We start from the raw sequence: 24594 nt of genomic DNA on the forward strand, positions 1-24594 counted from the left end.
GACAGCCAGTCACCGGCCCGGTACGGACGGCGTCTCGTCGGAGCGTGCCAGCAACAGGGCCATGACACCCACGAGCGTGGCGCTGCTGACGATCTCCCGGCGGGTGATGAGGCCCGGCATGTCGGTCAGGGGGATCCATTCCAGGCGATCGGACTCGTTGCGTTCCGTGGGCTCGCCGACGCGCCGGGCGTCGTCCGTGCGGAACACGAAGTGCCGGGTGTCGGTGACACCGGCCGCCGGCTCGGCGTAGACCAGTTCCCGCAGTGACCCCGGCCGCCAGCCGGTCTCCTCCTCCAGCTCCCGCGCCGCCGCCTCCTCGGGCCGTTCTCCGTCCTCGACCAGGCCCATGGGCAGTTCCCAGGCCCAGGTGTCCGTGACGAAGCGGTGGCGCCACATCATCAGGACCCGCCGCCGGGCGTCGACGGCCGCGGTGACGGCGAGGTCCCGCAGCCGGACCACGTGGTAGTCGCCGCGGGTGCCGTCGGGCCGTTCGACGTCCAGCGAGCGCAACCGCACCCAGGGGGTGTCGTGGATCACGTGCTCACCGTGGACGGTCCATCTCATGCCAGGTCCCCCGCTCTCGGTCCGGGGCGGGCCCGGACGGCTTCGGCGGCCTGCGCCACCCGCACCAACAGTGTCTCTTCGCCGTGCCGCGCCACCAGGTGCAGTCCGATCGGGCAGCCGTCGGCGCCGAACCCGGCGGGCATGCTCATGGCGGGGTGCCCGCTGAGGTTGAACGCCCAGGTCAGGGCCGTGGAGTAGCGGTCACCGGGGCCCTCGTGACCGTGGGGCGCGTTGGGTGTGGTGGGGGTGAGGATCAGATCGGCCTCGGTGAGGAGCGCGGCGAGCCGCCGGTCGTTCCCGTCGCGGAGTTCCCGGGCGGCCCGGAGGGTGGCGGCGTCGGACGCCGGCGCGGAGCGCAGGGCCGACCAGGCCGGGGCGGGGTCCTCCAGGCGCGGCGGCACGCTCGGGCGTACGAGCCGGACGAGGCCGGCGTCCGCGAGGCGGAGCGCCGCGCGGTGGGCGACGGCGGCGGGTTCGGGATCGGTGCCGGCGAAGCCGAGGTCGGAGGACCAGACGGCGCTGGGCGGCCGGTACGCGCCCTCGGCGGTCTCACCCGCCACGCACCGCCAGTACGCCGCCGCGTCCGAGGCGTGGCGGGCGAGGACGCCGGGGGTCGCGAGACCGGTGCGGTCGGCGGAGGGGAGGCGGCCGTTGGTGGCCTTCAAGCCGACGACACCGCACCAGGCGGCCGGGATGCGGACCGACCCGGCGCCGTCCGTGCCGGTCGCCATCGGGACCAGGCCCGCGGCCACCGCCGCGGCGGACCCGGCGGAGGAGCCGCCCGGAGTCCGGTCGGCCCGCCAGGGGTTGAGGGTCCGGCCGCCGGCCCCGAGCCCCCAGGTCTGCCAGGGGGTGCCGGGGCCGGGCACGGAGGTCGCCCCCACGGGTACGCACCCGGCCGCGACAAGCGCCCGCGCCGCCGCCGAACGCAGCCCGCCCCGCCCCTTCACCCCGATCGGCACCCCGGCCAACGGCAACCACTCGCCGCGGGCGACCCGCGCGTCCACCTCCACCGCCGACCGCAGCGCGTCCTCGGTCCACACTTCGGCGAAGGCGCACAACGTGGGCTCGGCCTGCTCGATCCGGGTGAGCGTGGCCGCGACGACGTCGACGGCCCTCGTCTCACCCGCTCGGACGGCTGTGGCGATCTGATCGGCTCGCTGAATCGGAACCCTCATAGGTGACGACCGTCCTTACGCTTTCATGTGGCCGACTTGATGAACGAGCCCGTCCGCAGGCGCCGAGCGACGGCAGGGCCGGCGTACGCGGCTGCTGCCGAGCCCGAACGGCTCGTCGGCGGGACGGGCCGTGAGGAGTCGGCGGCTGGGGGTTCCGCGGGTGGACCGGGGAGACAGCGGGCCCCTGTGGGGCGCTTCCGGTGTCTGGTTCGTCGGATTGCCGGCACCGCTGTTGCTTCGTCCGCGGGGGGTCAGCGCGGCTGCCTTGGACAAGGGGGACCGGGGTGCCGACGAGGGAGCGGGTTGGGTAGCCCATATTTTGCCTCGCCCGGTCGGAGTCCCGCATCGTACGCGGCCGCTTGTCAGCGCCCCTGACGAACGCAGACCAGAACACCCGCACCGTTCTCCCGCAGGGTGAACAGTGCCGCGTCCTTCAGGATCGCCGCCGGGAGCTGTGTTCCCTCGGGCAGGACTTTCGGCTTGCCGTCGCTCACCTTCAGCTCGATCACGGGCTTGGCGCCACTCTCGGCGTCGGTCTCGCCGTAGACGATGCCGTCGTCCGTGAGCGCACGGACACCGATGGTCCGGCGGGTGTCGTCGCCCTGGAGACAGAGCCCTGTACCCGACTTGGTGTCGAAGGCGACGGAATTGTGGGCGACATAGCGGCCGTCGGGGGAGGCCACGCCGTCGGTGACGGTGTACGTGGTCCCTTCGCCGCATGTCATGCTGCCCAGGAGACGCCCGGTGACCAGGTCGTGTGCGGACCAGAGACGGGTGTCCGGGTCGTCGTCGGCGTTCCAGTTGGCGAGGAACACCCCGTTGCGGACGGCGGCGATGTGCCCCTTGGGACTGTCGGCCAGGCCAGGGTCGGCGCCCTTCGGCGCGATGTCCCGGGAGGACCACCCGCCCATGAGACCGAAACCGTCCAACGAACCTTGTGCCACAGGGCCCTTCGAGGTCACGGCCACCACGGACTGGTCGCCGCACATGAGCGTGCAGTCGGGAATCCGGTGGGACGCGTCGTACTGCGTGACCTTGCCGGTCGCGGCGTCGACGGATGCGGCGAGCACGCTGGGGTTGTCCTCCCATGTGAAGACCAGCCCGGTCTTGTTCGCGCCCTCGTGGACCCTGACCGTGCCCTTGTTGGCGGTGACGGGAACGGAGCGACGGTGCAGTGGGGCGATGGAGGTGCCGGAGGAGTCCATCGCGTAGAGGTCGACCTGCACGATCTCCTGGCTCGTGGCGAGGGCGTCTCCCTCCTGCTGGCCGTGTGCCCAGGCCGCGACATAGGTGCGGCCATTCTGTCGGGTGACGGCGACCTGCGGAATTTCGACGTTGTCCTCGTCGTACCCGTAGGAAGGCTTGTCGGTGATCACGGTCGGCACCTGGTATGGGGAACTCGTCCACCGCACCTTGCCCGTGGCGCTGTCCCGGGCCTGGACCGTGTAACCGTCACCGGACCGGAGGATGTACGCGACCGTCGCCCCGTCCGTCGTCACCGGCATCTGCGACTCCGTGTTCTCCGGCACCCAGTCGATTTCCTGATCCCAGCCCTTGGCACCGTCGTACGCGGACGGCACGGTGAGCTCGGCCAAGGAAGGGGCCGTCGTGCCGGACCCCTTGTCGCCCTTGCCGGTGTCGGAACCGCCGTCGCCGTCCGCGCTGCATCCGGCGAGCAGCACCCCTGCCAGGGTGACGGCCACGGCTGCCTTCGTCCTGTGCATCTTCTGTTCCTTCTCGTCACGTGGGGGGCCTCGTCGACACCGGCTGCCGGGCCTCGGCGGGCGGTCTCACATCGAGCGTGCTCGAACGTCAGCCGTCGTATGTCTCGACCGTCGGCACCGCCTTCACTCTATGGTTGCCTTGCTTGCAGCCCGCGAACGGTCCTGTGGGAGAACGCAGTTCGGCGAGTACGGGGCTGAGATGGTCGCGATGCCAGACGGCGGGGCCCGAGGCGCCGGCCGTCGGGTCGGTGTACTCCTGCCAGGCCAGCCAGAGCGCGTGCAGCCGGGCCACCGCCTCCAGGTGCTCCCACCAGCGGGGGCACCAGGGCTGCTGCGAGCTGACCTCGCGGCCGTAGACGGGCAGGAGGAGATCCGAGACCCACAGGGCCAGGTTGCGCATCTCCTCGGCGTAGTCCTCGCCGTCCAGGTAGAGGATGAAGGGTGGCGCTCCGGCCTGATCCTGAGCAGTGGTCATCGGACGGCCTTCTCCACGGCGCGGGCGGTGATGGCCTTCACCTCTGCCTGGGCGGCCGCCTGGATCCGGTCGGCGCCGGGCTCGGCGTACCAGGGGCGCAGGCGGACGAGGGCGGGCCTGACCCCGGTGGCCAGGAGCAGTGCGGTGCCCTTGGGGAGGGCGCGGATGCGGTCCGCGGGCAGGATGCGCTCCAGACGGTAGGAGGTGGAGCGGGAGCGGCCGTCCTTGCTCCTGGAGTGGCTGACCGTCGACACGTCGTGCTCGCCGACCAGCCGGGACACCTTCTCCACGAAGTCCGCGTCGTCGAGGCCCGCGCCGAGCAGCTTGATGGTGGCGGCGCTCCAGAGCGCGTCCATCCCGGCCTCGCCCCAGACACGTACGCCCTGACGGTAACTCTGCAGCAGCGTCACGATGTTGATGCCACGGGAACCGAGGTGGGAGTAGAGGTCGGGCAGGTCGGAGATGCGGCAGACGTTGGCGGCCTCGTCCAGCACCGCCGTCATGGGCGGGTCGAGGCGGCCGCCCATCCGCTCGGCGGCGACGACACCGGCGCGCAGCACCGAGTCCGCGGCCGCCGCGATGACACCCGCCGCCGAGCCGCCGCCGTCCTTCGACAGCAGGTACAGGGTGTCGCGCGAGAGGGCGTGCCGGTCCGGCAGGAACTGCGGCAGCTTCGGGTCCGGTGTCACCCAGGCGGCGATCGCCGGGTCGAGGAGACAGGCCGCGCACTGCCGGGCCGTCTCGTAGATGCCGTCCCGGGTCTCGACGGCACCCTGGATGGTGCCCTGCAACTGGTCGGCGAGGGCCGGCATGGCCGCGTCGCGCAACAGGTCGATGGGGGTGCGGTCGGCCGGATCGGCGAGCCATGCCAGGACTTCGTCGATTCCGCGCCCGCCGCGGTTGGCGGCGTGGAAGAGCGCCGTGAGCGTGTTCTGGGCCGCGGAGATCCAGAAGTCGCGCTTCGACGCGTCGTCGTTGACCGCGCCGACGAAGTGGCCGGCGAGCCGCCTGGCGCCCTCGATGGTCGCGGCGTCGGCGAGCATGTCCCACCACATGGCGCGCGAAGTGTGCGCGATGCCCTGCGGATCGAACACCCATACCTGGCCGACCCGTTCGCGCTCGGCACGGGTGACGCTGTAGACGTCCGCCTTGTTGGAGGTCAGCAGGACGCTGCCCTGGGCGCGCAGGACGCGGGGGACGGCGATGCCGGTGGACTTGCCGGCGCGCGGGGCCATCAGGTCCAGCTCCACGTCCTCGTAGCTGGAGCGCAGTTCGGGCCCGTTGGGTTCGAGGTTGCCCAGAAGGTTGCCGGTCTCGTCCGGCTCCAGCTTGGCGGCCTTGGACAGGGACGGGCGCAGGGAACGGGCGCGCTCGGCCGCGCCCTTGGGGAGCATGCCGGCCAGTTCCTTGCGGGCGGCGAGGCCGTCGGGGCGTCTCCCGCGGCCACGTACGAGGATGATCACAGTGACCACCAGGGCGACGAACACCCCGAAGACGGTGGCGATTCCGGCCGTCACCGCGCCGCTCGACGCTTGCGGCCACAGTGCCCGCGGACCGTCCTTGACCAGGGTCGCCAGCGTGTTCAGCGAGAAGGGTGGCGGATCCCAGCCGCCGGCGGACAGCGCCGCACCGAGTGTGCCGCCCAGCCAGGCGCCGGTGAAGAGACCACCGACGAGGAAGGCCACGCCCGGGATGATCCAGGGGAGCAAATCGTCACCGGCGGACTGGCCCTTGCGCGCGGGACGCGTACTCATCTCGATGCCTCCGGTGGCTTCGCGAGGTTCAGTTTGTTCCCGGTCCACCGGGTGTTGGTGTTGTGCAGATTGCGCTCCGTGTCCGTGATCGACACCTTGATCGGGATACCGGGGCGCCCACCGACCTTGATGAGGAAGCGTCCACGGCCCGGCGGCTCCTCGTTGCCGCCGGTGCTGGCCCAGCCGGGAGGCGACGACCAGGAGGAGACCAGCTCGATCTCCCGCTCCGACATGCCGACGATCTCGCCCAGTTCGCGCATCTCGGTGCGCGGCAGCCCCGCGCACACGACCATGCCGGCCCGCTCGACGAAGCCGCGCGCCTTGGCCCGGTCGGCCTCGCTGCCGAGGGCCTCCGCATCCTTCAGCGTGTGCGTGATCTTCGCGTCGCCCAGGCCGAGGGAGCGGTTGAGGCGGGTGAGTGCGTCGATGCGTTCGACGATGCCGGAGGCGGCGCGGAGCGGGCGCCACAGTTCGTCCAGGACGGTGAAGAACCAGCGTTGGGGAGCGAGACCGGCATCCGCGAGGGCGTGCGCGGCGGCTACCGTGCCGAGGCCGTCCGACCAGGCCGCGAGCATCGCCGCGGCCGTGAGCTGAGTGTCCGCCTCGCCGATACGGGAGATGTCGACGCAGACGGCGGGCGACGCGGGGTCGATGCGGGTCGACGTCTCGGTGGCGAATGTGTCGCCCAGCGGACCGTCCAGGACGCCGAGGAGCGAGCGGTGCAGCGGGTCGACGGCCTCCTGGTAGCGGGCCTCATTGCCGCGGTCCAGGGTCACCGCGCGGACCCGGTCGGGACCCTCGTCCAGCACGCGCAACAGATCGGGAAGGAGCGGGGGCCGTCCCGGCTCGGTCCGCTCCGTCAGGTGGTGCAGACAGGCGGAGAGGACCGACTGCTCGTGGTCGTCCATGGGCCGGCCGCGCACGATCGTGATGAGTGCGGCCACCATGTTGAGGACACGACCGTGTGCCTCCGCCGCGAGCACCCGCCCCCGCTCGCCACCGATCCGTGCCGCTGCCTGGCCCATCGCGCCGGGGTCGAGGACGTTGATGCCACCGACACCCCGGCCGATGGAGATCACCTGACCGCCGAGGGCCCGGACGGTGTCCGCGTAGTCCGGCTTGAGGTCGCCCAGGACCAGCGGGGTGATGCCGGTCGCCGACATGCCTATCAGCATCCGGTTCACCAGCGTGGACTTGCCGAGGCCCGGCATTCCGAGCATGAAGAGGGAGGGGTTGGAGATGTAACGGGCGCGGGTGAACCATGAGATGGGGTCGCCACACACGGTCGCGCCGGTGTGCAGGTGCTGGCCGAGCGGGACGCCCGTCATAGGCGCGCCGGATCCGGCCGCGAACGGCCACAGTCCGCATGCCTGAACGGTGGTGGACCGCCACATCGACGGCGGATCGACATGGCCGACCTGGCCGCCGCCCGGCCCGGACCAGCCGCGAGGCGGGGCTATGACAGGGCGGGGCGGCCGCTGCGGATCGCTCTTACTCACAGTGCCTCCCTGATCTGATACGGCACGAGGGTGTGCTCCCACGGGAGCAGGCCGACGGGAAGAGTGCACGTGAACGCCGACGCCTGCATGCGGTCAGCAGGGCGCATCACGATGCGCGAGGAGGCCTGGAGATTGCGGACGGTGATCGACGCGTCGGGCAGCTCCTGCTCACTGTCCACGGTGACCGTCACCATCATGGAGAACTCCACGAGCCCCGCACCGGAGGCTTCCTCGGCCGCCGTCTGCTCCGCCGCCCGTACCTCGGACGTGGCACGTGCCTCCACCAGACCACCCCGTGAACTCGCCATGAAGTGGGCGGAGCGACGGTCGGATTCCACGATTCGGGCGGAGGTCGCCGGGTCGATCGGCCGATAGATCAGCGAGACCCGCTTGCGTCGGGTGCCTGGGGCAGGCTCCAACAGGCCTCGCAGCACGCCGGAACGGACCGTGCCACGCGGCGCCAGCGTCAGCATCCAGGTGCGCGAGACACCCGAGTCGTGCCGGTAGGCGTTGACGCTCTCGACCGCTGCCGCGGGGCCGGCGTCGGCCCACTCCAGACCGGTCGTCGCGTTCTCGGCACGGGCGCTGAGCACGTCGGGGGCGATGGCCGGGTCGTAGGCCACCCGCACGATCTCGGCGAGCCGTTCGGCCGACAGCGGGTACGCGGAACCGCCGCCAGCGGCGACCAGCCCGGACAACAAGCCGGGAAGCCGCATGGACAGGTCGGTGATCACGTCGTCGACGTCCCGCTTGGGACCACCGGTCGGACCGTAGGTCAGCGCGATGTACGTGTGCATCTCGGAGGAGGCGGACGGGTAGCGCTCGACGACCTCCTCCATCACGGCGCGGGCTGCGGCGGGGGCGTCGGGCGCGATACGGGGCAGGACCTCCGCGGCGAGCCGGGTGCCGGTGTCCGGGGCTGTCTCGACGACGACCTGCGCGCCGCGCAGACCTGGCTCGTGGGACAGACGGGCCAGCCAGTCGCCCCAGGACGCCACCCAGACGTCGACCTGCTCGGGGTCCACCAGCGAACCGCCGTCGGGCTCACAGGCGAGTACCACGGTGTAGAGATTGCGGCCTGGGTGGTGGATCACGCCGAACGAGCGGTCATAGGCGTCCCGGCCCTCGTACATCTTGGTACGGGCGAGCAGACCAGGCGGCTGGAAGCGGCCTCCGGGTCGGCGGGAGAGCGGGCCGGAGACGTAGGTGGTCGAGCCGTTCGCCTTCCGTTTCATCCAGCCGATGCGCACGGCAAGAAGCTGATAGACGTTGCGGCCGTCCATTGTGCGCAGAGCGAGAGGTGCGAGGAAGAGTGCCACGGGCACGAGCACGACGACGGCTGCCATGAGGGAGACCAACGAGGCCAGCAGCGCCACCAGGAGTCCGCCGAAGGCGACGACGGTGCCGAGGAGGCCTAGTGGACCGAGTCCGGGGCGGCGAGGGCGCCGCCAGTTCCCGTACGTGGGACGCGTCATGGCGTCGCTGGACATGGGTTCTTCCTTCTTCCGGCTTGCACGGGCTCATGGCCTGGCAGGTGAGGGAGTGCCCGGGCCGGGGGGCCGGCCCGGGCCGGTGTCGACGGACCGACGGGCTATTGGTTGTGACCCTTCATCCCGTCGTTGTCGTCGAGGGAGTTCATGACCTCAGTGGCTGCGGAGAGCTGGGCCTGCGCGACCACTGCCGCAGCCTGGACGGCGACGGCCGCGCCACCGGTGGCTGCACCTGCGGCGGCTGTTCCGCCTGCGGCACCCGCACCTCTCGCGCCTCCCGCGGCGGCACCGCCACCGGCACCGCCGGCCGGGCTTCCGGCCCCCGCGGACGGAGAGCCCTTCGGCCCGGACGAACTGCCACCTCCGCCTCCGCCGGAGCCACCCGCGAGACTGACCGCTCCACTGGCCACGTTGTTGGCGAAGTTGAGGGCGACGGTGCCGCCGGACGTGCCGCCGAGTGCGGCGGTGGCCGGGACGATCAGCTTGAGCAGGGCGGGGAGGGCAAAGGTGGCCATGGCCAGCATGGCCATGCCCGCGATGACCTGGCCCACGTCATTGGGGTTTCTCGTCATCGCGGTGGCGGAGTAGATGATGAGAGCGGCCGCGGGCTTGTACAGCAACCAGGCTGCCAGCCAGCCGATGTGCTTCTTCCACCAGCCCTCGCCCCATCCGGTCATCGAGGACACGGCCGCCAGCGGAAGCGTGCCGATCAACATGATCATGACGCCGATGCGGATGTACATCAGACAGATCTGCACGAGGGTCGAGATGATGACGAGCAGGCCGAAGATGAGCATCAGGCCCGGGTAGTGCATCGTCATGACGCCGAGGATGGTCTCGGCCTGATCGCCCAGGTTGGACGCCTCGTAGACATTGGCGGCATAGGTGTCCGATGCCGTGGTGAGTGCCCGCATCACCGGGACCGCGAGGGCGCCGACGAGGAGCACCCTCCACATCCCCATGAACGCGACCTTCATCGACTCGCCCCGTCGGTCGACGGCCATCCGGATGCAGGCGATCAGCAGGGAGGCCACAGCCACATAGGCGACCAACATGTTGGTCGCCCCCTCGATCTCGTGGATGACGGGTTCGGGGCCCACCGGCTTGACATCGATCCAGACGCCGGTGAGTGACTTGAGGACCTCCGAGGTCGCTTCACCGATCGCCTTGGCGAAGGCCAGGACTCCGCCGGCGGCGAGAGCCTCACCACCCGAGTTCAGAGCCCATTCCAGGCCTGTGCCGATGCAATCGAATATGAGTGCGGAGCAGTCGGCCATCTCACGCCTCCCAGGTGACGAAGCCGTTGGTGCCGCTGACCTGCGCCACTCCGGAGTAGATTGTGCCGTCCGACTCGGGGGCGAGTTTCCAGTCGCCGTCGTGCCAGGCCACATTGATCGAAGCGGTGCCGTACACGCCCGCGTTGGGGCCGCGGACCAGAACCATCACGGTCGCGGCTTCCTTGCTGTACGAGAGAACCGCGAACCCGGAGTAACCGCTGGCTTCCGCCTTGCCCGACCTGGGGCGGTCCTCCTCCTGGGAACGGCTGGCGATCAGAGCGTCGCGTCCCTTCCCCGGGACGACCTGACGTTCGATGACGTCACGCCAACCCGCGTAACCGAGGTGGTCGGTGATGGAGTGGACGGAGAGCACCGCTCCCATCGGCGTGTGCGCGAAACAGGACCAGACGGGGCCATCGTATTTGAGCGGGCCCGCGCTCTTCGAGACGGGAACCAGCGTGGTGCCGTTGGCCTTCCATCGGAAGTCCTTGGGGACCGCGGTGGGCTTCTCCTGGTCACTGTCGTCGGTGCGGCAGCCTGCGGGACGGGTGTCGGCGGTCTTGTCGTCGGCCTGTGTGGCGGTCGGGCTCGGGGCCGGGGCAGGGGCGTCGTCCGCCTGCATCGTGTCGTTACCGTCGCCGATCACCACGCCGACGACACCCATGAAGAGCAGGGCCAGAAGGAACGCGGCTGACAGGATCCAGCCGCGCTGCTGCCAGAAAGGTTGCTCCCATTCTCCGCTTCCTCCCTGGGCCTGGCGGGAGTTCACCACCGTCGGTCTTCCTCTCACTGGCTCCAGAAGATCGGTCTAGAAGACGAAGTTCACGATCGGACCGGCCGTGGCCACCAGGACGCAGCCGCCGAGAACCATGCCGAGGCGGCCCATGTGCTCGGAGCCTTCCCCTCGCCGCATGGAGATCGCCATCATGGCGCCGGTGATCAACACGCCGGCCACTCCCGCCGCGGTACCCGCCCAGGCGAGGAGACCGAGGACCGTGTCGACCTTGTCCGTGAGGGCCTCCGGCGCATCCGCCTTCGGATTGGGAGCGGCCAGCAATTCGGCCTGCGCCTTGCTTGCGAGTGTCTTGAACATGCTTTCTCCCCGAATTGCTGGGCCACTGTGGGCCGATGACGTAATGGTGGCTAGACGAGAGTGGCGGCTCGGGCTTCATTGCCCAAGCCATGTAGCGAATTGCCACCCGCTGGTGACATGTCCGCGACATTGAGCGGAGTGTCCGCGCATGCGGTACCACGCTTCAGATCCGGACTCACCGGCTCCGAATGTGCTGGACCGCCAGGTTCAGCCCAAGAGGAAACCGACGACCGGTCCGGCCGTGGCGCCGAGCACACAGGCGCACATCACCAGGAGGAACTCCCGTAGATACTCGTCGCGACCGCCGTTCCGTACGGCGATCGCCATACGGATTCCGATGAACAGCAGACCTGCCACCGCGGCGGCGGAGACAAGCCAAGCGATGTAGCCGAGAACCTCGTCGAGACTGGTGGTGACCGCAGGACTGATCTCGATGGGATCGGGTGAGCTGTCGTCAAAGGGTTTGGGCGTCGCCACTGATGCTCCTCGTCATGGTCTTTCCGAATGCGGCGAGGCAGTCGTGAGCAGCTGGCCCAACGTCGCCGTCTCGCGCGGCATGGGAGCGGTGAGGTCCCCCGTCCGCCAAGCCGGCATCCAGGGCACCCGGTGGACCTCGATGGCCGAGCCGATCACCTTGATGCGCTGAAGCAGTTGACGGGGCAGGCGTCCGGGTGCGTCGGCCACCAACACCACGGCGACGAGAGTGAGACCGGATGGCTGTTCCCCGCGCCGGAAGAGATCGAGTGTCTGCGACACCGCCAACAGTCCGGCGGCATGCGTACGGGCCACCAGCAGAATGGAGCCGGGCTCTCCCTGTTCCGGCCGGGGCCAGGCGCGGCCGATGTCGACGCCGCCGAAGACGGCAGCCAACGTCGACGCGCCCGCACCACCGTGCACGGCCACCCAGGCCAACTGCTCCCGGACCGGCGGCGCTTCTTCCGCGGGCGGAGATGGTGCTGGTTGCCCAGGCGCGGTGACCGGCCCGCGAAGCCAGATTTCCGGTCCGCCTGGCGTGCTCCCTTGCACCGCCGAATCTCCCCCCGTGCTGGATCAACGGATTACGGTTTGATGATCTCTGATGTCAGAGTGACAGGTAATACCACGCGAAGCCTTGGGACAAGTTCGTGACCCGGTGGTTACTTACGCGAAGGCCGATGCTTGTGAGACTCAACTGACCATGCCGTAGAGCTACTTGATGCTGAGGGGAGCGAATGTCGCAGAACGGGGGGAGTCCCACCACATGGGTGGTGCTGGGTGGAGTGGCGATGATCATATTTCCCGTGGTCATGATGGTGGGAGTCGGAGGTGACGTCGAAGCCGAGGCTCAGGGGAACGGAGTGGGCGGCGGTCTCAGCGATGGCGCGGTACCCGCGCAGTACGTCCCCTGGGTCCTCAAGGCCGGCGCGCAGTGCGATGTGATCAAGCCGGCTGTCATCGCGGCCCAGATCGAGGCCGAGTCGGGCTGGAACCCCAACGCCAAGTCACCGGTGGGCGCCGAGGGACTGTCCCAGTTCATGCCCGGCACCTGGAAGACCTGGGGCAGGGACGACGACGGCAACGGCCGCGTGTCGCCGTACGACCCGGGTGACGCCATCATGGCGCAGGGGCGCTACGACTGTGCCCTCGCCGAGGACGTCGAGGGGTACAAGAAGCGCGGACAGGCATCCGGAGAGACCCTCGACCTGACACTCGCCGCGTACAACGCGGGCCCGGGTGCCGTCGAGCAGTACCACGGCATACCGCCGTACACCGAGACTCAGAACTACGTCGTGCGCATCAAGTCGCTGATTCCGAAGTACGAGTCGGTCGACGATCCGCCGGGTGAGATCCCCGCCGGCCAGCGGATGGCGGCGCCGCTGCGCGGCAAGCTGCTGGTCACTTCCCCTTACGGCATGCGCATGCACCCGATCCAGCACGTCTACAAGCTGCACACGGGCATCGACTTCGGGGCGCCTGCGGGGACGCCCTTCCTGGCTGCCATGGACGGCAAGGTGACCTTCGCCGGCTGGTCCAACGGCTACGGCAACCGTGTGGTCATCTCGCACGGCACGATCAATGGCAAGAAGGTCACCACGACCTACAACCACATGTCTGCCTTCGCCGTCTCCGTGGGACAGCAGGTCAAGGTCGGCCAGCGAGTCGGCGCGGTCGGCTCCACCGGCTTCTCGACCGGTCCGCACGCCCACTTCGAAGTCACGGAGAATGAGAAGTATGTGGACCCGGCTCCGTGGCTGGGGCTGAAGTAGTGGAAGAGGGGGACGTCATGGGGGCGGCGGAGACACGAGCGCCCGATCTGTCAGGGCGGGTGATCCGGATGGACAGCGGGTGCGGCCCGCGGGCGGCCTCGTTCGTGTGGCGGACACGACCCGGCCGTACGCTGCGCAGGGCCGTGGCCGGGGCGCTCACGGCCGCCACTGCGCTCGCCCTGTTGTCGGGATGCGGACTGCCCGATCACCGTCAGAGCCAGACCGGACAGAGTGGAAGCGAGTCGTCGGCGTCGGCGCAACCCTCCATCGACCCCAAGGCGCCGGTGCCGTCCGGAAAACCCCTCGGCCTCGACGCGCATGTGCCCACGCAGAAGGCCGTGGACGACAACGACGCCACCGCCGTCTCCCATGCTTGGGCCGAACTGGCGTACAGCTACGACACGAAGTACGACGCGAGTCCTCACGACGCCCTGCTGCGCGCGACCCGTTGGTGCACGAAGCGCAGAGCCGCCATCGAGCGTTCCTACCGGGCGGCGAGCGGACCCGGGAACGACTGGAACGTCTGGGCACGGCATCAGGCCTGGACCACCGTGACGGTGAGCGTCGAATTGGAGGACGACGCACCCAAGGACGGTGCGCGGGTCGCCTACCGCAACCTCGTCGTGGAGGGGAAGGCACAGGGCCGGGACGGCTGGAACGGCCGAGGACCACGGCTGAACGCCTATCTCAAGCTGGTACGTTCTGCGGCGGGTGATGCGTGGCGTGTGAATGATGTGAACGTGATCGAGGCCGTGGATCCCCCGAGCCCGGAGAGCCCGTCAGCCTCCGCCACCTCCGCACACTCTTCCGCCCAGTGAGGGAAGCGATGTCCAGATTCGGTCGCGGCGAGAAGCAGCGTCACAGGGGCCGGCCCGAGCAGGGACGGGATCCCTTGTCGGCGCTCACCCCCATTGAGGTCAACGTGCCCGCCCACGGCCAGGTCACCGTGGGCGGTCTCCCCGTCGTTGCTGGTCCTGGCGAGAGCGTCCAGGAGGAGGTACTGAACTATCTTCACCGGCTGGTTCTCGCCACGGGGCACGCGGTGAACGCGTTGGTTCACGACCAGCGCATCGGGTTCAGCATTCCGCTGAAGGTCGTGGCGGACGGGTCGAGTCATTTCGCCGGCGAGCCGGTGCCGTTGGCCGGGGGCATGGTCACGGCAGCGGTTGGGACAGCCGATGGGCCGGGTAGGAGTCCCGTCCCGGGACAGGCGGAGGAGTCGGCTCCCGCCGTGGCTCCGGAGCCGAGTGCGCGGCCGGTCCCCGCAAAGAAACCCGCACCGGCGCCGCAGCCCGCTGTTCGCGTTTCTCCTGAGCCCGTTACGGCACCCTCGGCAGCCCTCGCCCCACCCCAGACGGTTTCCGCCGCCACGGCGGAGTCGGTCGCCCCGTCTCTCCTTGCCGAGCCGGTGCTGCGGATCAACGAGGCCGTGCAGAGGGGCCGGATCGAGTCGGCGGCGGCGATGGCGGAACAGAGCATCGCTTCGGCGACGAAGTCCCTGGGTGAAGAACATCCAGAGGTGCTCCAACTGCGTGAACTGGCGGCCTACATAGCCTATTTGGCAGGCGATGCGCAGCGCTCGTGCGCTTTGTCCATGGACCTCGCCAGGATACGCAGACGTCAGGGAGACGTACGGGCCTACGTCAACGTGCAGAGTGCGGCTGCCGCGTGGCGAGCCGTTCGTGACCCGTCGCAGGGGCTGGCCATCGGTGGTGAACTGATCAGTCTGTGGAGCGAGCTGGCCGCCGATGGCGTCCCGGCCGAAGTCGATCCCGAGCAACTTGAAGCAGCCCGTGCCCGCATGGGCCGCCTCACCGAACGCGTACGCGTCCGCCAACAGAGCCAATGATTTTGATGGCACCGTCGAGGAGAAAGAGAAGGCAGACATGGGCGAGAGCCGTGACGACGAACCCATCTCCCGGGAGGACATCCGAGCCGAGTGGCGCGCCCTCGTGGAGTCAGGGGAAGCACTTCCGGGAACGGGTCTGGACGCACTGAGCGCCCGCATGCGGGCAACCGGGAACTGGCCAGAAGATCTCCGCTCAGCTCCGGTGATCATCGATACGGACATCGGCGGCGACGCCGACGACGCCCTGGCGGTCACGGCGGCGGCTCGTTGCCTGCCGCGGCTGGCCCTCGTGCTGACCAGCGACGAGACCGGACCGGCTGGCGGCTACGGAGCGCGGGCCAGGTTCGCCCGGTTTCTGCTCGACCTGACCGGGCGTACGGATGTCGCGGTCGCCTCGGGTATCTCTCTCGGGGACACGAAGTATTTTTGCGCGGAGGGGCTGGTGCCCGACGACCTCCCCGCGCAGTCGGCCGATGTCGTAGCGACCGTGCGAGCCGTGTGCGCGGCAGCGCCGGGACCGGTGCAGTGGATCGGCATGGGCCCGCTCAGCAATCTCGCGCTGGTGTTGGAAGAGGCTCCCGAACTGGCCTCCCGGCTCCATGTCACTCAGATGGGTGGGGCCCTGAACTACCGCGACCCCAGCCGGGCAGAGCACAACTTCCGACTGGACGTGCCGTCCGTGCACAAGGTCTTCGACGCGGTGGGCAAGGGCCTGCTGCCGACGCCGTACTTCGTCACCTCCGAGGTCACGTTCACCACGGCCATCGAGATCATGGCCGACCACCCGGTCTACCGGCTCCTTGCCTCACCCGGTGCACCCGCATGGGCCGCCCTGCTGGTGGCTCATATGCGGCAGTGGTTCGAACGCTTCCACCCGGGAACGATCCAGCACGACGCGCTGACCTTGTCGGCCGCGCTCCAACTGCCCTTCGTCGAGTTCGACAGGATGCCGGTGGCGGTCGACGGAATCGGTCGCACCACCCGCTCTGAAGCAGGCGTGCAGGTCTGGCTGAGCCTGTCCGCGCGTTACCCCGCCTTCATGCAGTGGCTCTCCCAGCGGCTGGACCCGGCCTGGAAGTCGGCTGAAGAGGGATCCAGATGACCCTGCGCCCTGTTGACGAACTGTATGGCCAGGTGGCCGACATCCACGCGGCCTATGGTCTCCAGGACCCCGCACAGCGTCAGGCGGTGGACGAGGCATACACAGCCTTCCGCGAACACAGCGGGCCGTTCATCGTGTCCGTCTCCGCGGAGATGCTCGACGATCTGCGTGCCGACGTCCGGCAGAACCCCGACCGAGTCATCGCCTTCCTCGGTAGGGACGGTCACAGTCTCGCCGCGGCGGTGCGCGGGCTGGATCCGGAGTTCTTCGACCGGCACTGCCGTGAGGTGGTGGTCTCCCGGGCAGTGGTCGATGCGGCGCTCCAGGACCTGGAGAAGAACGCCGGAGCGAGTTTCCCGGAGGCCGAGCCATTCCGTGGCGCCCGCAAGAAGGTGGATCCGGCGGACGTCGACGGTTCCTACCGGCATCTCACGGATTACCTCCGCGCCTCGGGAGTCCCGATGGGGTTGCCGGACAGTTCGGTCACGGTGGTGGACACCAGCTTCAAAGGCACCGTTCAGGAACTGATGACGTCGGCTTATCCACAAACGGAGATACAGGGCAGGTACGCGTTTCTGGCGCTCTCCCCGGACGACCCGCACCCCGAGGCCAAGCAGGGCTATGTCTTCCATCAGGAGCCGGACGCCGTCTGGCAGGGGCTTCCTCAACCGTACCTTCCGGAGCAGCGTTCACAGACCTTCGGCAACCAGGATGCTCTCGGTGTGATCGAGGAGACGCTGCACGGGCCGATGGGCAGTCCGGTCAACGTCACCGTGCAGGGTCCTCAGCAGTTACCGCAACAGTTCGACCCGCAGCCTCTGGTGGGCATCAATCCGGTGCGCGTCGCCGATCAGTACCGCGATCCGAAGGTGCGTGAAGCCGTCAAGGCGGCCGCTGTGCTCGCCGTGCACGACAGCGCGCTCGAGACCGCACGGAGCCGCGACGCGGGGCGCGACTGGAAGGGTGAACTCCAGCAGTCCCGGGAGAGGTTCACCGACCAGGTGCGGTCCTGGGTGGCCAGGGACGGGGGGACCGACGGCAGGCTCTCCACTGTCCTGGACAGCTTCGTCCGGCGCGGCGACAAGAACGTCGTCAAGGACCTGGACAAGGCACTGAAGCACGCAGGAGTGAACCAGCAGGCGGCCGAACCGCTCTGGAAGCGGTTCGGCGAGTTGAGGACTCTCGAAGAGAAGAAGCGGTTCGCCAAGGACGCCATCACGCCGGCGCCCGGCAGCGGCAAGACACCGCAGGAGCACCTGCGCGGGGTCGTGACCGCCTCTGGTGCCTCCCTCTCGACGCAGGCCGGCGGTGGGGCAACGTCGGTGGCCAAGGCCGCCGGGCTTCACCGGAAGGGAAGGTCTCCGGGCACTCCTGGTGCACCGAACCCCGCAAACCAGCAGACCGGCAGGACCACCGGCGCAGGCTCCTGGCGAGTACCTCGGCAGCCCGGGCCGCCACCGCCGGGGAGCGACAAGGGAGGGCCGAAGCGCTGAACCATGGCCACCAGGCCGAGCCGGTCAGGCTTCTGCGACGTGTCTGTGACGCCGTGGTGACGTGAAACCGTGGGCGAGCCGGGAGACTTGGGACCAAGTGTGTGGCCGGTTCCCCGGCACGACAGAGTGAGGGAACAGATGCGTCGACCCAGCCGGGAGAAGAAGAGGGAACAAAAGCGTTCGGCATCCTCGGCCGCCCCGGCGGCGGTGCCGGTCGATGTTCACGTCCCCGCGGTCGGCCCTGGGGCGGGTGCTGCCTGGATCGGAGGCGTATCGGTCGTCGCGGCGCACGGCCAGGAGATCCAGGAGGCCGTCCTTCAGCACCTCCACCGAATCGCCCTCGCTGCCGGCCACCCTGTGCACGCCACGGTGCACGATGAGCGCATCGGGTTTGTGGTGCCGTTGCGTGTGTGCGTGGACGGTGCCAGCCAGTTCGCCGGAGAGCCGGTCCGGGTGGGAGAGCCCCGGCTCGTCGGCGAGGCGATTGCCGAGCCACGGGCCGGGGACGCGGTCGAGCCTCGGTTTGCCGGCGGGCAGCTGTCCGAGACCGCCGTGGCAGTCGCGCGTCCGGAGATCTCGCCGGCAGTTCGCCGCGACAGGTCGACCCAGATCCTGCGTGCCGTACCGGAGTCGGCGGTACCGGAACAAGCGGTCGGCCCTTCGGCCGTAGCCGCGCCTAACGCCGCGGACGAGGTGCGGCAAGAGCCTGAGGCGCGGCACGCAACGCGGGGCGCGCCTTCCGCCTCGGCCGGGGTGCCCGCGCCGCAGCACGCGACCGCCGGGCGCCCTGCATCTGAAGCCGCACCTCTTGCCGAGCCGGTGGTGGCTTCCGAAGTCCCGTACACACAGGCAGAGGGCGGTGACTCCTCACACGGCGACCTCGCCTCTCGGACGAGGCGGGAGTCGAGCACCATGCGGTTGTCGGCGGTGGAGCCGATGGCTGCGGCGGAGTCCATCGCTCCGGTGCGCCCGTCCGGAGAGCCCCGGACGATGCCTCTCACCAGAGCGAAACAAGGGCCATCGGAGCCGGCGACGGGTGGCGTCGCGCCGTCGACGTTCGTCCTGCGTAAGGTTCCGGAACCGAAGCACGGTCCACTCGCGCAGTCACCCGAGGCCCCGAGGCCCTCGCAGGACCCGCCCGGCATCACGGCCGAGGCAGGCAGGGCGGATCCGTCATCTGCCGGAAGTCGGCACCAGGCCCCGGCCATCGGTACCGTCTCACCCCCGACGGGTGAGTTCGGCCCGGTGACCGAACTCATCCCCGCCCCGGGGGCGGCCGTGGCTCCGCAACCGTGGCCGCCGAGCCAGGGTCGGGAACCGGCTCTTACCTCGGACTGCGGTGTGCTTCCTGCGTTGCTGGAGCCGCAACCCTGGCCGCCGACCCCCAACCAGCCTTCCGATCCGATGCCCGCGATCGTGCCCCCTTCGGCGCCGGCACCCGTGCTCGCGCCTCCAGAGGAGTCCGCGATGGATTCCTATCTCGCTCCCGAGTGGAAGGTCGAGGAAGAGGACCCCGGTCCCAAACCAGCGCCGGTTCGGGAGTTCGACGGGGTGGCTGAAGCCGTGTTGGAGCTGGAGGGGACGAGCGGCGGTGCGGCATCCCCCTTCGCGGAGCCCCTGTCCCACATCAACGAGGCGGTGAAGCTGGGCCGTATCCAGGAGGCCGCGGAGATGGCCGAGCAGGCCGTCGCCCAGGCGACCGTGGCGCTGGGCCCGCACCACCCCGAGGTGCTGAAGCTTCGTGAACTGACCGCCTACATCGCCTACCTGGCCGGCGACGCCCTCCGTTCCTTCCACCTCTCCCTCGACCTGGCGGGTCTGCGTCACCGTCTGCGCGACGAGCGTGCCGCGTACGGCAACATCCAGAGCGCGGCGGCCGCCTGGCGCGCGGTCCGTGACCCGCTCCAGGGCCTGCACCTGGGCCGCGACCTGATCGCCGTCTGGACCGACCTCGCCGCCGACGCGGGGCCCGCCGCCGACGACCTGGAGCAACTGGAGAAGGCCCGCACCCGTATGACCCGCCTCACCGAACGGGCCCGCGCCCTCGACTCCGCCCCCTACGCCCATGGTCAGTGACCCCGCCGGCAACCACCACGACAGGGGACCCGCCGGGGCCGGTGCCACGCAGCCGGCCCCTCCCCGCCCCCTGGACACGCCGCGCGACCCGGCCGTCGCCCGGCGCTCCCACGCGGCCCGCCGCCGCTCCCCGCACCCGTCGTCCCCCGAACGCCCCAGTCCCCGCCCCCGGGTCGAGGTCACCTTCAACGAGCTGACCGGCACGATGAGTTGGCGCACCCTCGACCGATCGGCGCCCGCACCCGGCGCCCGGGACGGCAACCCCCGCACCCCGCACCGCCGTACACCCGAGAAGGCCCCCTGGAGCGCCCGCGCCGCGGCCCTGCGGTCCGCCGGCCTGGACCCGTCCCGCGCCCCCGGACAGGGCGCCGCCCCGATTCCGACGCACCCCGGGACCGTACGGTCCGCCCTGAGCGTCGACATCACGGCGCTCACCCCGGCGGGCCGGCGGAGCCATCTGGCCCGGCTCGGTGCCCTGCGCTCGGAAGCGGCCGCCGGTCTCGCCGAGAGCACCCGCATGCCCACGGCGGTCGCGTCCCGCCTCAGGTCGGCGAGCGCGACCCCGGCCCACACCCACGCCCTGACGACACGGCACACCGTGACCGCCACCCGCCCACCGTCCTACGCGCCCACCCGCTCGGGCACCCCCGGCGCACCCACTCACCAGCCGCGACGCTGACCCGCCCGGTCACGCGATCACCACGTACCCGGCCCGGGCCCGGCCACGGCGCTCCCCGCCGACCGGCCGACCCCGGGCATGGACCACCTCGAACCCTGCCTCGGACTACTCCGACAGCTCCCACACCGCGTACGCCAGCGCGTCGCTGTTCCGGTCGAGCGCCGTGTCGTTGATGTTGGACGTGGTGTCGCAGGACGAGTGGTAGCAGCGGTCGAAGGCCTGGCCTGACGTACCGCCCCACTTGGTGACCTGCGCGGCGGTCTTGGTGCGGCTGGCTCCCGTGAAGAGGCCGCCGACGGGGACACCCGCGCTCTTGAAGGGCGCGTGGTCGGAGCGGCCGTCGCCCTCGGTCTCGATCTCGGTCGGGACGCCGATGCCCGTGAAGTAGTCCTTGAAGGTCTGCTCGATGACGGGGTCGTCGTCGTAGACGAAGTACCCGGGGTTCGGCGAGCCGATCATGTCGAAGTTCAGGTAGCCGCTGATCCGGCCCCGGTTCGCCGAGGACAGGTTGTTGACGTAGTAGCGGGAGCCGACGAGGCCCAGCTCCTCCGCGCCCCACCAGGCGAACCGCAGATGCTTAGTGGGCTGGTAGTTCGAGCGGGACACGGCCAGCGCGGCCTCCAGCACGGCGGCGGAGCCCGAGCCGTTGTCGTTGATACCGGCACCGGTGGTGACGCTGTCCAGGTGTGAACCGGCCATGACAACCTGATTCGTGTCGCCGCCCGGCCAGTCCGCGATCAGGTTGTAGCCGGTGCGCCCGCCGGACGTGAAGGTCTGCGTGGTGGTGACGAAGCCCGCCGCGTCGAGCTTGCCCTTCACGTAGTTCAGCGACGCGGTGTAGCCGGCCCGGCCGTGGGCTCTGTTGCCGCCGTTGGCCGTGGCGATGGACTGGAGCTGGGTCAGGTGGGCCTTCACGTTGGCCACGGGGAGGTCGGGTGCGGCGGCGAGCGCCACCTCGGGGGTGGGAGCCGCCCCGGCTATGGACCCGGTGGTGATCAGCGTGACCGCCGCGACGGCGGCGGCGAGGGTGGTGCGTCCTGCGGTGCGTCCTGCAGCTGGAACGGAGAGCTTCATAGTGGGGGCTCCGAATTCCATGGGTCCGCCCCGGACGACACTGTTGATGTGTCCATGGCGAATCCGGTGAATGAGGTGCCTGGATGGTGCGGGTGGGACTGACTCTCCGTCAAGGGCGCTATTTGGTCAGCGAGGTACGTGCTTCGGACACGTCGGCGACGGTGGTCAATTCCTCCAGCCGCCTGCGCGCCATGCGTGCCGTCCGCAGCGCGTCCCAGGTCAGCAGCGACAGCGCGAGCCACACCAGCGCGAATCCGGCCCACCGCTCGGGCGGCATCGCCTCACCGAAGTAGACGACCCCCAGCAGGAACTGGAACACCGGCGCCAGATACTGCAGCAGCCCCAGCGTGGACAGCGGCACCCGGATCGCGGCCGCCCCGAAGCAGACGAGCGGCAGCGCGGTCACCAGCCCGGTCGCGGCGAGGAGCAGCGCGTGCCCCGTCCCGTGCGAGCCGAAGGTGGCGCCCCCGCGCGACCCCAGCCACAGCAGATAGGCCAGTGCGGGCAGGAACTGGATCGCGGTCTCCGCGGCGAGCGACTCGACGCCGCCCAGGTTGACCTTCTTCTTCACCAGCCCGTACGTGGCGAAGGAGAAGGCGAGGCACAGCGAGATCCACGGCGGCCGCCCGTATCCGATGGTGAGGACGAGGACGGCCGCGAAGCCGACGCCGACCGCCGTCCACTGCACGGGCCGCAGCCGTTCCTTCAGCAGCAGGACGCCGATGGCGATCGTGACGAGCGGGTTGATGAAGTACCCGAGGGAGGCCTCGACCACCTGGTGGGCGTTCACGGCCCAGATGTACACACCCCAGTTGACGGTGATCACCGCCGCCGCGACCGTGACCAGGGCGAGTTTGCGCGGCTGCCGCAACAGCTCACCGGCCCAGGACCAGCGCCGCAGCACCAGCAGGGCGACACCGACGACCGCGAGGGACCAGACCATGCGGTGGGCGAGTATCTCCACCGCGCCGGAGGGCTTCAGCAGCGGCCAGAAAAGCGGGACGATCCCCCACATCCCGTACGCGGCGAAGCCGTTCAGCAGCCCTATCCGGTGTTCGCCCCTCGACTGCGCCGCCACGGCCCCTCCTTCTCACGGGCCGCACCACCGCGACCCCAAGCCCTGACGAAGGTAACGCCGACCGCCCCCGGCTGTCATGCCCGTATCGGCATACGGTCATGACAGCCGGGGGTGGTGCCCGAGGGGGAGTCCGGGGCTTTCGTCAGGGGCTCGTGTCCGGGGGCCGGGCCCGGGACTCGTGTCCGGGGCGGCGCGAACCCGGTGCGGCGTGGCCCCGGTGCTCGGGCTGGGGATCGGGAGAGTGCTCGGGCGGGAGCCGCCCTGCCCGGTCCGGGGGCGAGGTCCCGGTTCGGGGTCCTGGCCCGCGGTCCGAAGCGCCGGTCTGCGGTCCGAGGCGCAGGTCCGCGGCCCGCGGTCCGAGGCGCTGGTCAGCGGCCCGAGGTCCGGGTTCAGCCCTTCAGTGCCGCCGCGATCGAGTCCGAGATCGGCGTGGTCGGGCGGCCGATGAGGCGGGAGAGGTCGCCGGAGGAGACGACCAGCTCGCCCTTCTCGATGGACGCGTCCACGCCCGCGAGGACCGCGGCGAAGCCCTCGGGGAGCCCGGCGCCCGTGAGGATGCCGACCAGGACATCGCCGGAGACGGGGTTGTTCGCGATCTCCTTGCCGGTCTGCCCGCTCACCTCGGCCGCGTACTCGGCGAAGCTCCACGCGGTGTCGCCGCCCAGCTCGTACGTCTGGTTCTCGTGGCCCTCGCCGGTCAGTACGGCGACCGCGGCGGCGGCGTAGTCCGCGCGGGTCGCCGAGGAGACCCGGCCCTCGCCGGCGGCGTGGGTGACGGCGCTGTACTCCAGCACCGGCCCGAGCTGCTCGGTGTAGTTCTCGTTGTACCAGCCGTTGCGCAGCAGGGTGTACGGCAGGCCGGAGGCGAGCAGCGCCTCCTCGGTGGCCCGGTGGTCGTTCGCGAGGGCGGCCGTCAGGCTGCCCGGCGCGCTGGTGTAGGCGAGGAGGGCGACCCCGGCCGCCTTGGCGGCGTCGATCGCGACCTGGTGCTGGGCGGCGCGGTCCTTGTCCACCTCGCTGCCCGAGATCAGCAGCACCTTGTCACCGGCGGCGAACAGGCCGTCGAAGGTCTCGGGGGCGTTGTAGTCGGCGACGGCGATCTTCACGCCGCGCGCCGCGAACCCCGCGGCCTTCTCCTCGCTGCGGACGACGGCCGTGATCTGCTCGGCCGGAACCTTCTCCAGCAGTCCCTCGACGACGAACTTGCCGAGGTGACCGGTCGCTCCGGTGACGACGATGCTCATGGTGAAACTCCTCCAGTGGGGCGGGGTGCTTCACTAACCATAGGGGGTGCGCTAACTCTGCGAAAGTACCCACTTTGAAGTAAGGTACTGGCATGACCGTAAGTAAGGTGTCGAAGCAGCCTGCGATCGCGGACGACATGAACGGCGAGAACCTCTGCCCCCACCGCCTCGTCCTGGAGCACGTCACCAGCCGCTGGGGCGTCCTCGTCCTGATCGTGCTGCTGGAGCGGTCCTACCGGTTCAGCGAGCTGCGCCGGGCCATCGGCCGCGTCAGCGAGAAGATGCTGACCCAGACCCTCCAGACCCTGGAACGCGACGGCCTCGTCCACCGCGACGCCAAGCCCGTCATCCCGCCCCGCGTCGACTACTCCCTCACCGACCTCGGCCGCGAGGCGGCCGAACAGGTCCGCGCCCTCGCGAGCTGGACCAAGGACCGCATGGACGAGGTGCAGGCGGCCCGCCGGACGTACGACGAGGCCCGGCAGGCATACGACGAGGCCCGGGCCTGAACCCGACCCGGGCCTCCGCGCTCAACCGTTCACCCTCGGCCGTCCATCCTCAGCCGACGACGGTCCAGGTGTCCTTGCCGGCCAGGAGTGCCGGCAGGTCGCCTTTGCCGTAGTGGTCGATGGCGGTGTCGAGTTGGTCGGCCATCTGGGTGTCGTAGACGGGGCGTTGGACGGAGCGCAGGATGCCGAT

The 24594-nt window shown here is 70.1% G+C and carries 23 protein-coding genes and 1 pseudogene; 8 read left to right on the forward strand and 16 right to left on the reverse strand.

Going from position 1 to position 24594, the window contains the following annotated elements; genetic code table 11:
- Positions 1-9 precede the first annotated feature (9 nt).
- The 12 genes from ACWCRJ_RS23770 to ACWCRJ_RS23825 all read right to left on the reverse strand — a co-directional run bounded on the left by ACWCRJ_RS23770 (position 10) and on the right by ACWCRJ_RS23825 (position 11957).
- Complete coding sequence (locus ACWCRJ_RS23770) at positions 10-564, reverse strand: NUDIX domain-containing protein (RefSeq protein WP_450941153.1); 555 nt, start codon at positions 562-564, stop codon at positions 10-12.
- Entirely contained in the window at positions 561-1742 is a 1182-nt protein-coding gene (locus tag ACWCRJ_RS23775) for an amidase (RefSeq protein WP_450941154.1), read from the reverse strand. The genes ACWCRJ_RS23770 and ACWCRJ_RS23775 overlap by 4 nt, the downstream gene beginning before the upstream one ends.
- A 362-nt stretch (positions 1743-2104) precedes the next feature.
- A complete protein-coding gene (locus ACWCRJ_RS23780) occupies positions 2105-3466 on the reverse strand; it encodes a hypothetical protein (protein WP_450941155.1) in 1362 nt (453 codons plus the stop codon).
- 88 nt (positions 3467-3554) lie between these two features.
- The gene (locus tag ACWCRJ_RS23785; protein WP_450941156.1) at positions 3555-3941 is read right to left on the reverse strand and encodes a DUF4913 domain-containing protein; all 387 of its coding nucleotides are present in this window, start codon (positions 3939-3941) and stop codon (positions 3555-3557) included.
- A complete protein-coding gene (locus ACWCRJ_RS23790; protein ID WP_450941157.1) occupies positions 3938-5695 on the reverse strand; it encodes a type IV secretory system conjugative DNA transfer family protein in 1758 nt (585 codons plus the stop codon). Before ACWCRJ_RS23790 ends, ACWCRJ_RS23785 begins: the two co-directional genes overlap by 4 nt.
- Positions 5692-7194 carry an ATP/GTP-binding protein gene (locus tag ACWCRJ_RS23795; RefSeq protein ID WP_450941158.1) on the reverse strand — a complete coding sequence of 501 codons (1503 nt, stop codon included), beginning with the start codon at positions 7192-7194 and terminating at the stop codon, positions 5692-5694. Before ACWCRJ_RS23795 ends, ACWCRJ_RS23790 begins: the two co-directional genes overlap by 4 nt.
- Entirely contained in the window at positions 7191-8684 is a 1494-nt protein-coding gene (locus tag ACWCRJ_RS23800; RefSeq protein ID WP_450941159.1) for an SCO6880 family protein, read from the reverse strand. The genes ACWCRJ_RS23795 and ACWCRJ_RS23800 overlap by 4 nt, the downstream gene beginning before the upstream one ends.
- Positions 8685-8785: 101 nt before the next feature.
- Positions 8786-9961, reverse strand: a complete 1176-nt coding sequence (locus tag ACWCRJ_RS23805) for a hypothetical protein (protein ID WP_450941160.1) — start codon at positions 9959-9961, stop codon at positions 8786-8788.
- A gap of 1 nt (position 9962) precedes the next feature.
- A complete protein-coding gene (locus tag ACWCRJ_RS23810) occupies positions 9963-10733 on the reverse strand; it encodes a hypothetical protein (RefSeq protein ID WP_450941161.1) in 771 nt (256 codons plus the stop codon).
- A 36-nt stretch (positions 10734-10769) separates the two neighbouring features.
- Positions 10770-11054, reverse strand: a complete 285-nt coding sequence (locus tag ACWCRJ_RS23815) for a hypothetical protein (RefSeq protein WP_450941162.1) — start codon at positions 11052-11054, stop codon at positions 10770-10772.
- A gap of 207 nt (positions 11055-11261) precedes the next feature.
- On the reverse strand, positions 11262-11531 hold the full coding sequence (locus ACWCRJ_RS23820; protein ID WP_450941163.1) for a hypothetical protein: 270 nt from the start codon (positions 11529-11531) through the stop codon (positions 11262-11264).
- 12 nt (positions 11532-11543) lie between these two features.
- Positions 11544-11957, reverse strand: coding sequence for a DUF6668 family protein (locus tag ACWCRJ_RS23825; protein WP_450941164.1), 414 nt, complete (start codon positions 11955-11957; stop codon positions 11544-11546).
- Between the two features lie 362 nt (positions 11958-12319).
- Here ACWCRJ_RS23825 and ACWCRJ_RS23830 point away from each other — a divergent pair, with 362 nt between their 5' ends.
- The 7 genes from ACWCRJ_RS23830 to ACWCRJ_RS23860 all read left to right on the forward strand — a co-directional run bounded on the left by ACWCRJ_RS23830 (position 12320) and on the right by ACWCRJ_RS23860 (position 20499).
- Positions 12320-13300 carry a peptidoglycan DD-metalloendopeptidase family protein gene (locus ACWCRJ_RS23830; RefSeq protein WP_450941165.1) on the forward strand — a complete coding sequence of 327 codons (981 nt, stop codon included), beginning with the start codon at positions 12320-12322 and terminating at the stop codon, positions 13298-13300.
- 68 nt (positions 13301-13368) lie between these two features.
- Complete coding sequence (locus ACWCRJ_RS23835) at positions 13369-14118, forward strand: hypothetical protein (protein WP_450941166.1); 750 nt, start codon at positions 13369-13371, stop codon at positions 14116-14118.
- 74 nt (positions 14119-14192) lie between these two features.
- The gene (locus tag ACWCRJ_RS23840; RefSeq protein WP_450941167.1) at positions 14193-15149 is read left to right on the forward strand and encodes a hypothetical protein; all 957 of its coding nucleotides are present in this window, start codon (positions 14193-14195) and stop codon (positions 15147-15149) included.
- Positions 15150-15351: 202 nt separating this feature from the next.
- Positions 15352-16251: a nucleoside hydrolase gene (locus ACWCRJ_RS23845; RefSeq protein WP_450941168.1), complete on the forward strand. Its 900-nt coding sequence runs from the start codon at positions 15352-15354 to the stop codon at positions 16249-16251.
- The gene (locus tag ACWCRJ_RS23850; protein ID WP_450941169.1) at positions 16248-17744 is read left to right on the forward strand and encodes an ABC transporter permease; all 1497 of its coding nucleotides are present in this window, start codon (positions 16248-16250) and stop codon (positions 17742-17744) included. The genes ACWCRJ_RS23845 and ACWCRJ_RS23850 overlap by 4 nt, the downstream gene beginning before the upstream one ends.
- Before the next feature lie 1467 nt (positions 17745-19211).
- Positions 19212-19820: a hypothetical protein gene (locus ACWCRJ_RS23855; RefSeq protein ID WP_450941170.1), complete on the forward strand. Its 609-nt coding sequence runs from the start codon at positions 19212-19214 to the stop codon at positions 19818-19820.
- Positions 19810-20499, forward strand: a complete 690-nt coding sequence (locus ACWCRJ_RS23860) for a hypothetical protein (protein ID WP_450941171.1) — start codon at positions 19810-19812, stop codon at positions 20497-20499. Before ACWCRJ_RS23855 ends, ACWCRJ_RS23860 begins: the two co-directional genes overlap by 11 nt.
- A gap of 105 nt (positions 20500-20604) precedes the next feature.
- Here ACWCRJ_RS23860 and ACWCRJ_RS23865 read toward each other — a convergent pair whose 3' ends face one another.
- The 3 genes from ACWCRJ_RS23865 to ACWCRJ_RS23875 form a co-directional block, all read right to left on the reverse strand.
- Complete coding sequence (locus ACWCRJ_RS23865; protein WP_450941172.1) at positions 20605-21573, reverse strand: M28 family metallopeptidase; 969 nt, start codon at positions 21571-21573, stop codon at positions 20605-20607.
- A gap of 118 nt (positions 21574-21691) precedes the next feature.
- Positions 21692-22651: an EamA family transporter RarD gene (rarD, locus tag ACWCRJ_RS23870; protein WP_450941173.1), complete on the reverse strand. Its 960-nt coding sequence runs from the start codon at positions 22649-22651 to the stop codon at positions 21692-21694.
- Between the two features lie 389 nt (positions 22652-23040).
- A complete protein-coding gene (locus ACWCRJ_RS23875; protein ID WP_450941174.1) occupies positions 23041-23895 on the reverse strand; it encodes an SDR family oxidoreductase in 855 nt (284 codons plus the stop codon).
- 92 nt (positions 23896-23987) lie between these two features.
- Between ACWCRJ_RS23875 and ACWCRJ_RS23880 the strand changes: the two genes are divergently transcribed.
- Positions 23988-24404 carry a winged helix-turn-helix transcriptional regulator gene (locus ACWCRJ_RS23880; protein WP_450941175.1) on the forward strand — a complete coding sequence of 139 codons (417 nt, stop codon included), beginning with the start codon at positions 23988-23990 and terminating at the stop codon, positions 24402-24404.
- A gap of 49 nt (positions 24405-24453) precedes the next feature.
- On the opposite strand, the pseudogene ACWCRJ_RS23885 reads toward ACWCRJ_RS23880, so the two are convergent.
- Positions 24454-24594 (reverse strand): annotated as a pseudogene (locus tag ACWCRJ_RS23885) (2-oxoacid:ferredoxin oxidoreductase subunit beta); the annotation flags it as partial.

The sequence above is a fragment of the Streptomyces sp. NPDC002324 genome, assembly GCF_053593335.1.

What these genes read in the sequence shown, in the direction of transcription:
- ACWCRJ_RS23770 (WP_450941153.1), bottom strand. Translation starts at nt 564, where the DNA reads ATGAGATGGACCGTCCACGGTGAGCACGTGATCCACGACACCCCCTGG.
- ACWCRJ_RS23775 (WP_450941154.1), bottom strand. Translation starts at nt 1,742, where the DNA reads ATGAGGGTTCCGATTCAGCGAGCCGATCAGATCGCCACAGCCGTCCGA.
- ACWCRJ_RS23780 (WP_450941155.1), bottom strand. Translation starts at nt 3,466, where the DNA reads ATGCACAGGACGAAGGCAGCCGTGGCCGTCACCCTGGCAGGGGTGCTG.
- ACWCRJ_RS23785 (WP_450941156.1), bottom strand. Translation starts at nt 3,941, where the DNA reads ATGACCACTGCTCAGGATCAGGCCGGAGCGCCACCCTTCATCCTCTAC.
- ACWCRJ_RS23790 (WP_450941157.1), bottom strand. Translation starts at nt 5,695, where the DNA reads ATGAGTACGCGTCCCGCGCGCAAGGGCCAGTCCGCCGGTGACGATTTG.
- ACWCRJ_RS23800 (WP_450941159.1), bottom strand. Translation starts at nt 8,684, where the DNA reads ATGTCCAGCGACGCCATGACGCGTCCCACGTACGGGAACTGGCGGCGC.
- ACWCRJ_RS23805 (WP_450941160.1), bottom strand. Translation starts at nt 9,961, where the DNA reads ATGGCCGACTGCTCCGCACTCATATTCGATTGCATCGGCACAGGCCTG.
- ACWCRJ_RS23815 (WP_450941162.1), bottom strand. Translation starts at nt 11,054, where the DNA reads ATGTTCAAGACACTCGCAAGCAAGGCGCAGGCCGAATTGCTGGCCGCT.
- ACWCRJ_RS23830 (WP_450941165.1), top strand. Translation starts at nt 12,320, where the DNA reads ATGATCATATTTCCCGTGGTCATGATGGTGGGAGTCGGAGGTGACGTC.
- ACWCRJ_RS23835 (WP_450941166.1), top strand. Translation starts at nt 13,369, where the DNA reads ATGGACAGCGGGTGCGGCCCGCGGGCGGCCTCGTTCGTGTGGCGGACA.
- ACWCRJ_RS23850 (WP_450941169.1), top strand. Translation starts at nt 16,248, where the DNA reads ATGACCCTGCGCCCTGTTGACGAACTGTATGGCCAGGTGGCCGACATC.
- ACWCRJ_RS23855 (WP_450941170.1), top strand. Translation starts at nt 19,212, where the DNA reads ATGGATTCCTATCTCGCTCCCGAGTGGAAGGTCGAGGAAGAGGACCCC.
- ACWCRJ_RS23860 (WP_450941171.1), top strand. Translation starts at nt 19,810, where the DNA reads ATGGTCAGTGACCCCGCCGGCAACCACCACGACAGGGGACCCGCCGGG.
- ACWCRJ_RS23865 (WP_450941172.1), bottom strand. Translation starts at nt 21,573, where the DNA reads ATGAAGCTCTCCGTTCCAGCTGCAGGACGCACCGCAGGACGCACCACC.
- ACWCRJ_RS23875 (WP_450941174.1), bottom strand. Translation starts at nt 23,895, where the DNA reads ATGAGCATCGTCGTCACCGGAGCGACCGGTCACCTCGGCAAGTTCGTC.
- ACWCRJ_RS23880 (WP_450941175.1), top strand. Translation starts at nt 23,988, where the DNA reads ATGACCGTAAGTAAGGTGTCGAAGCAGCCTGCGATCGCGGACGACATG.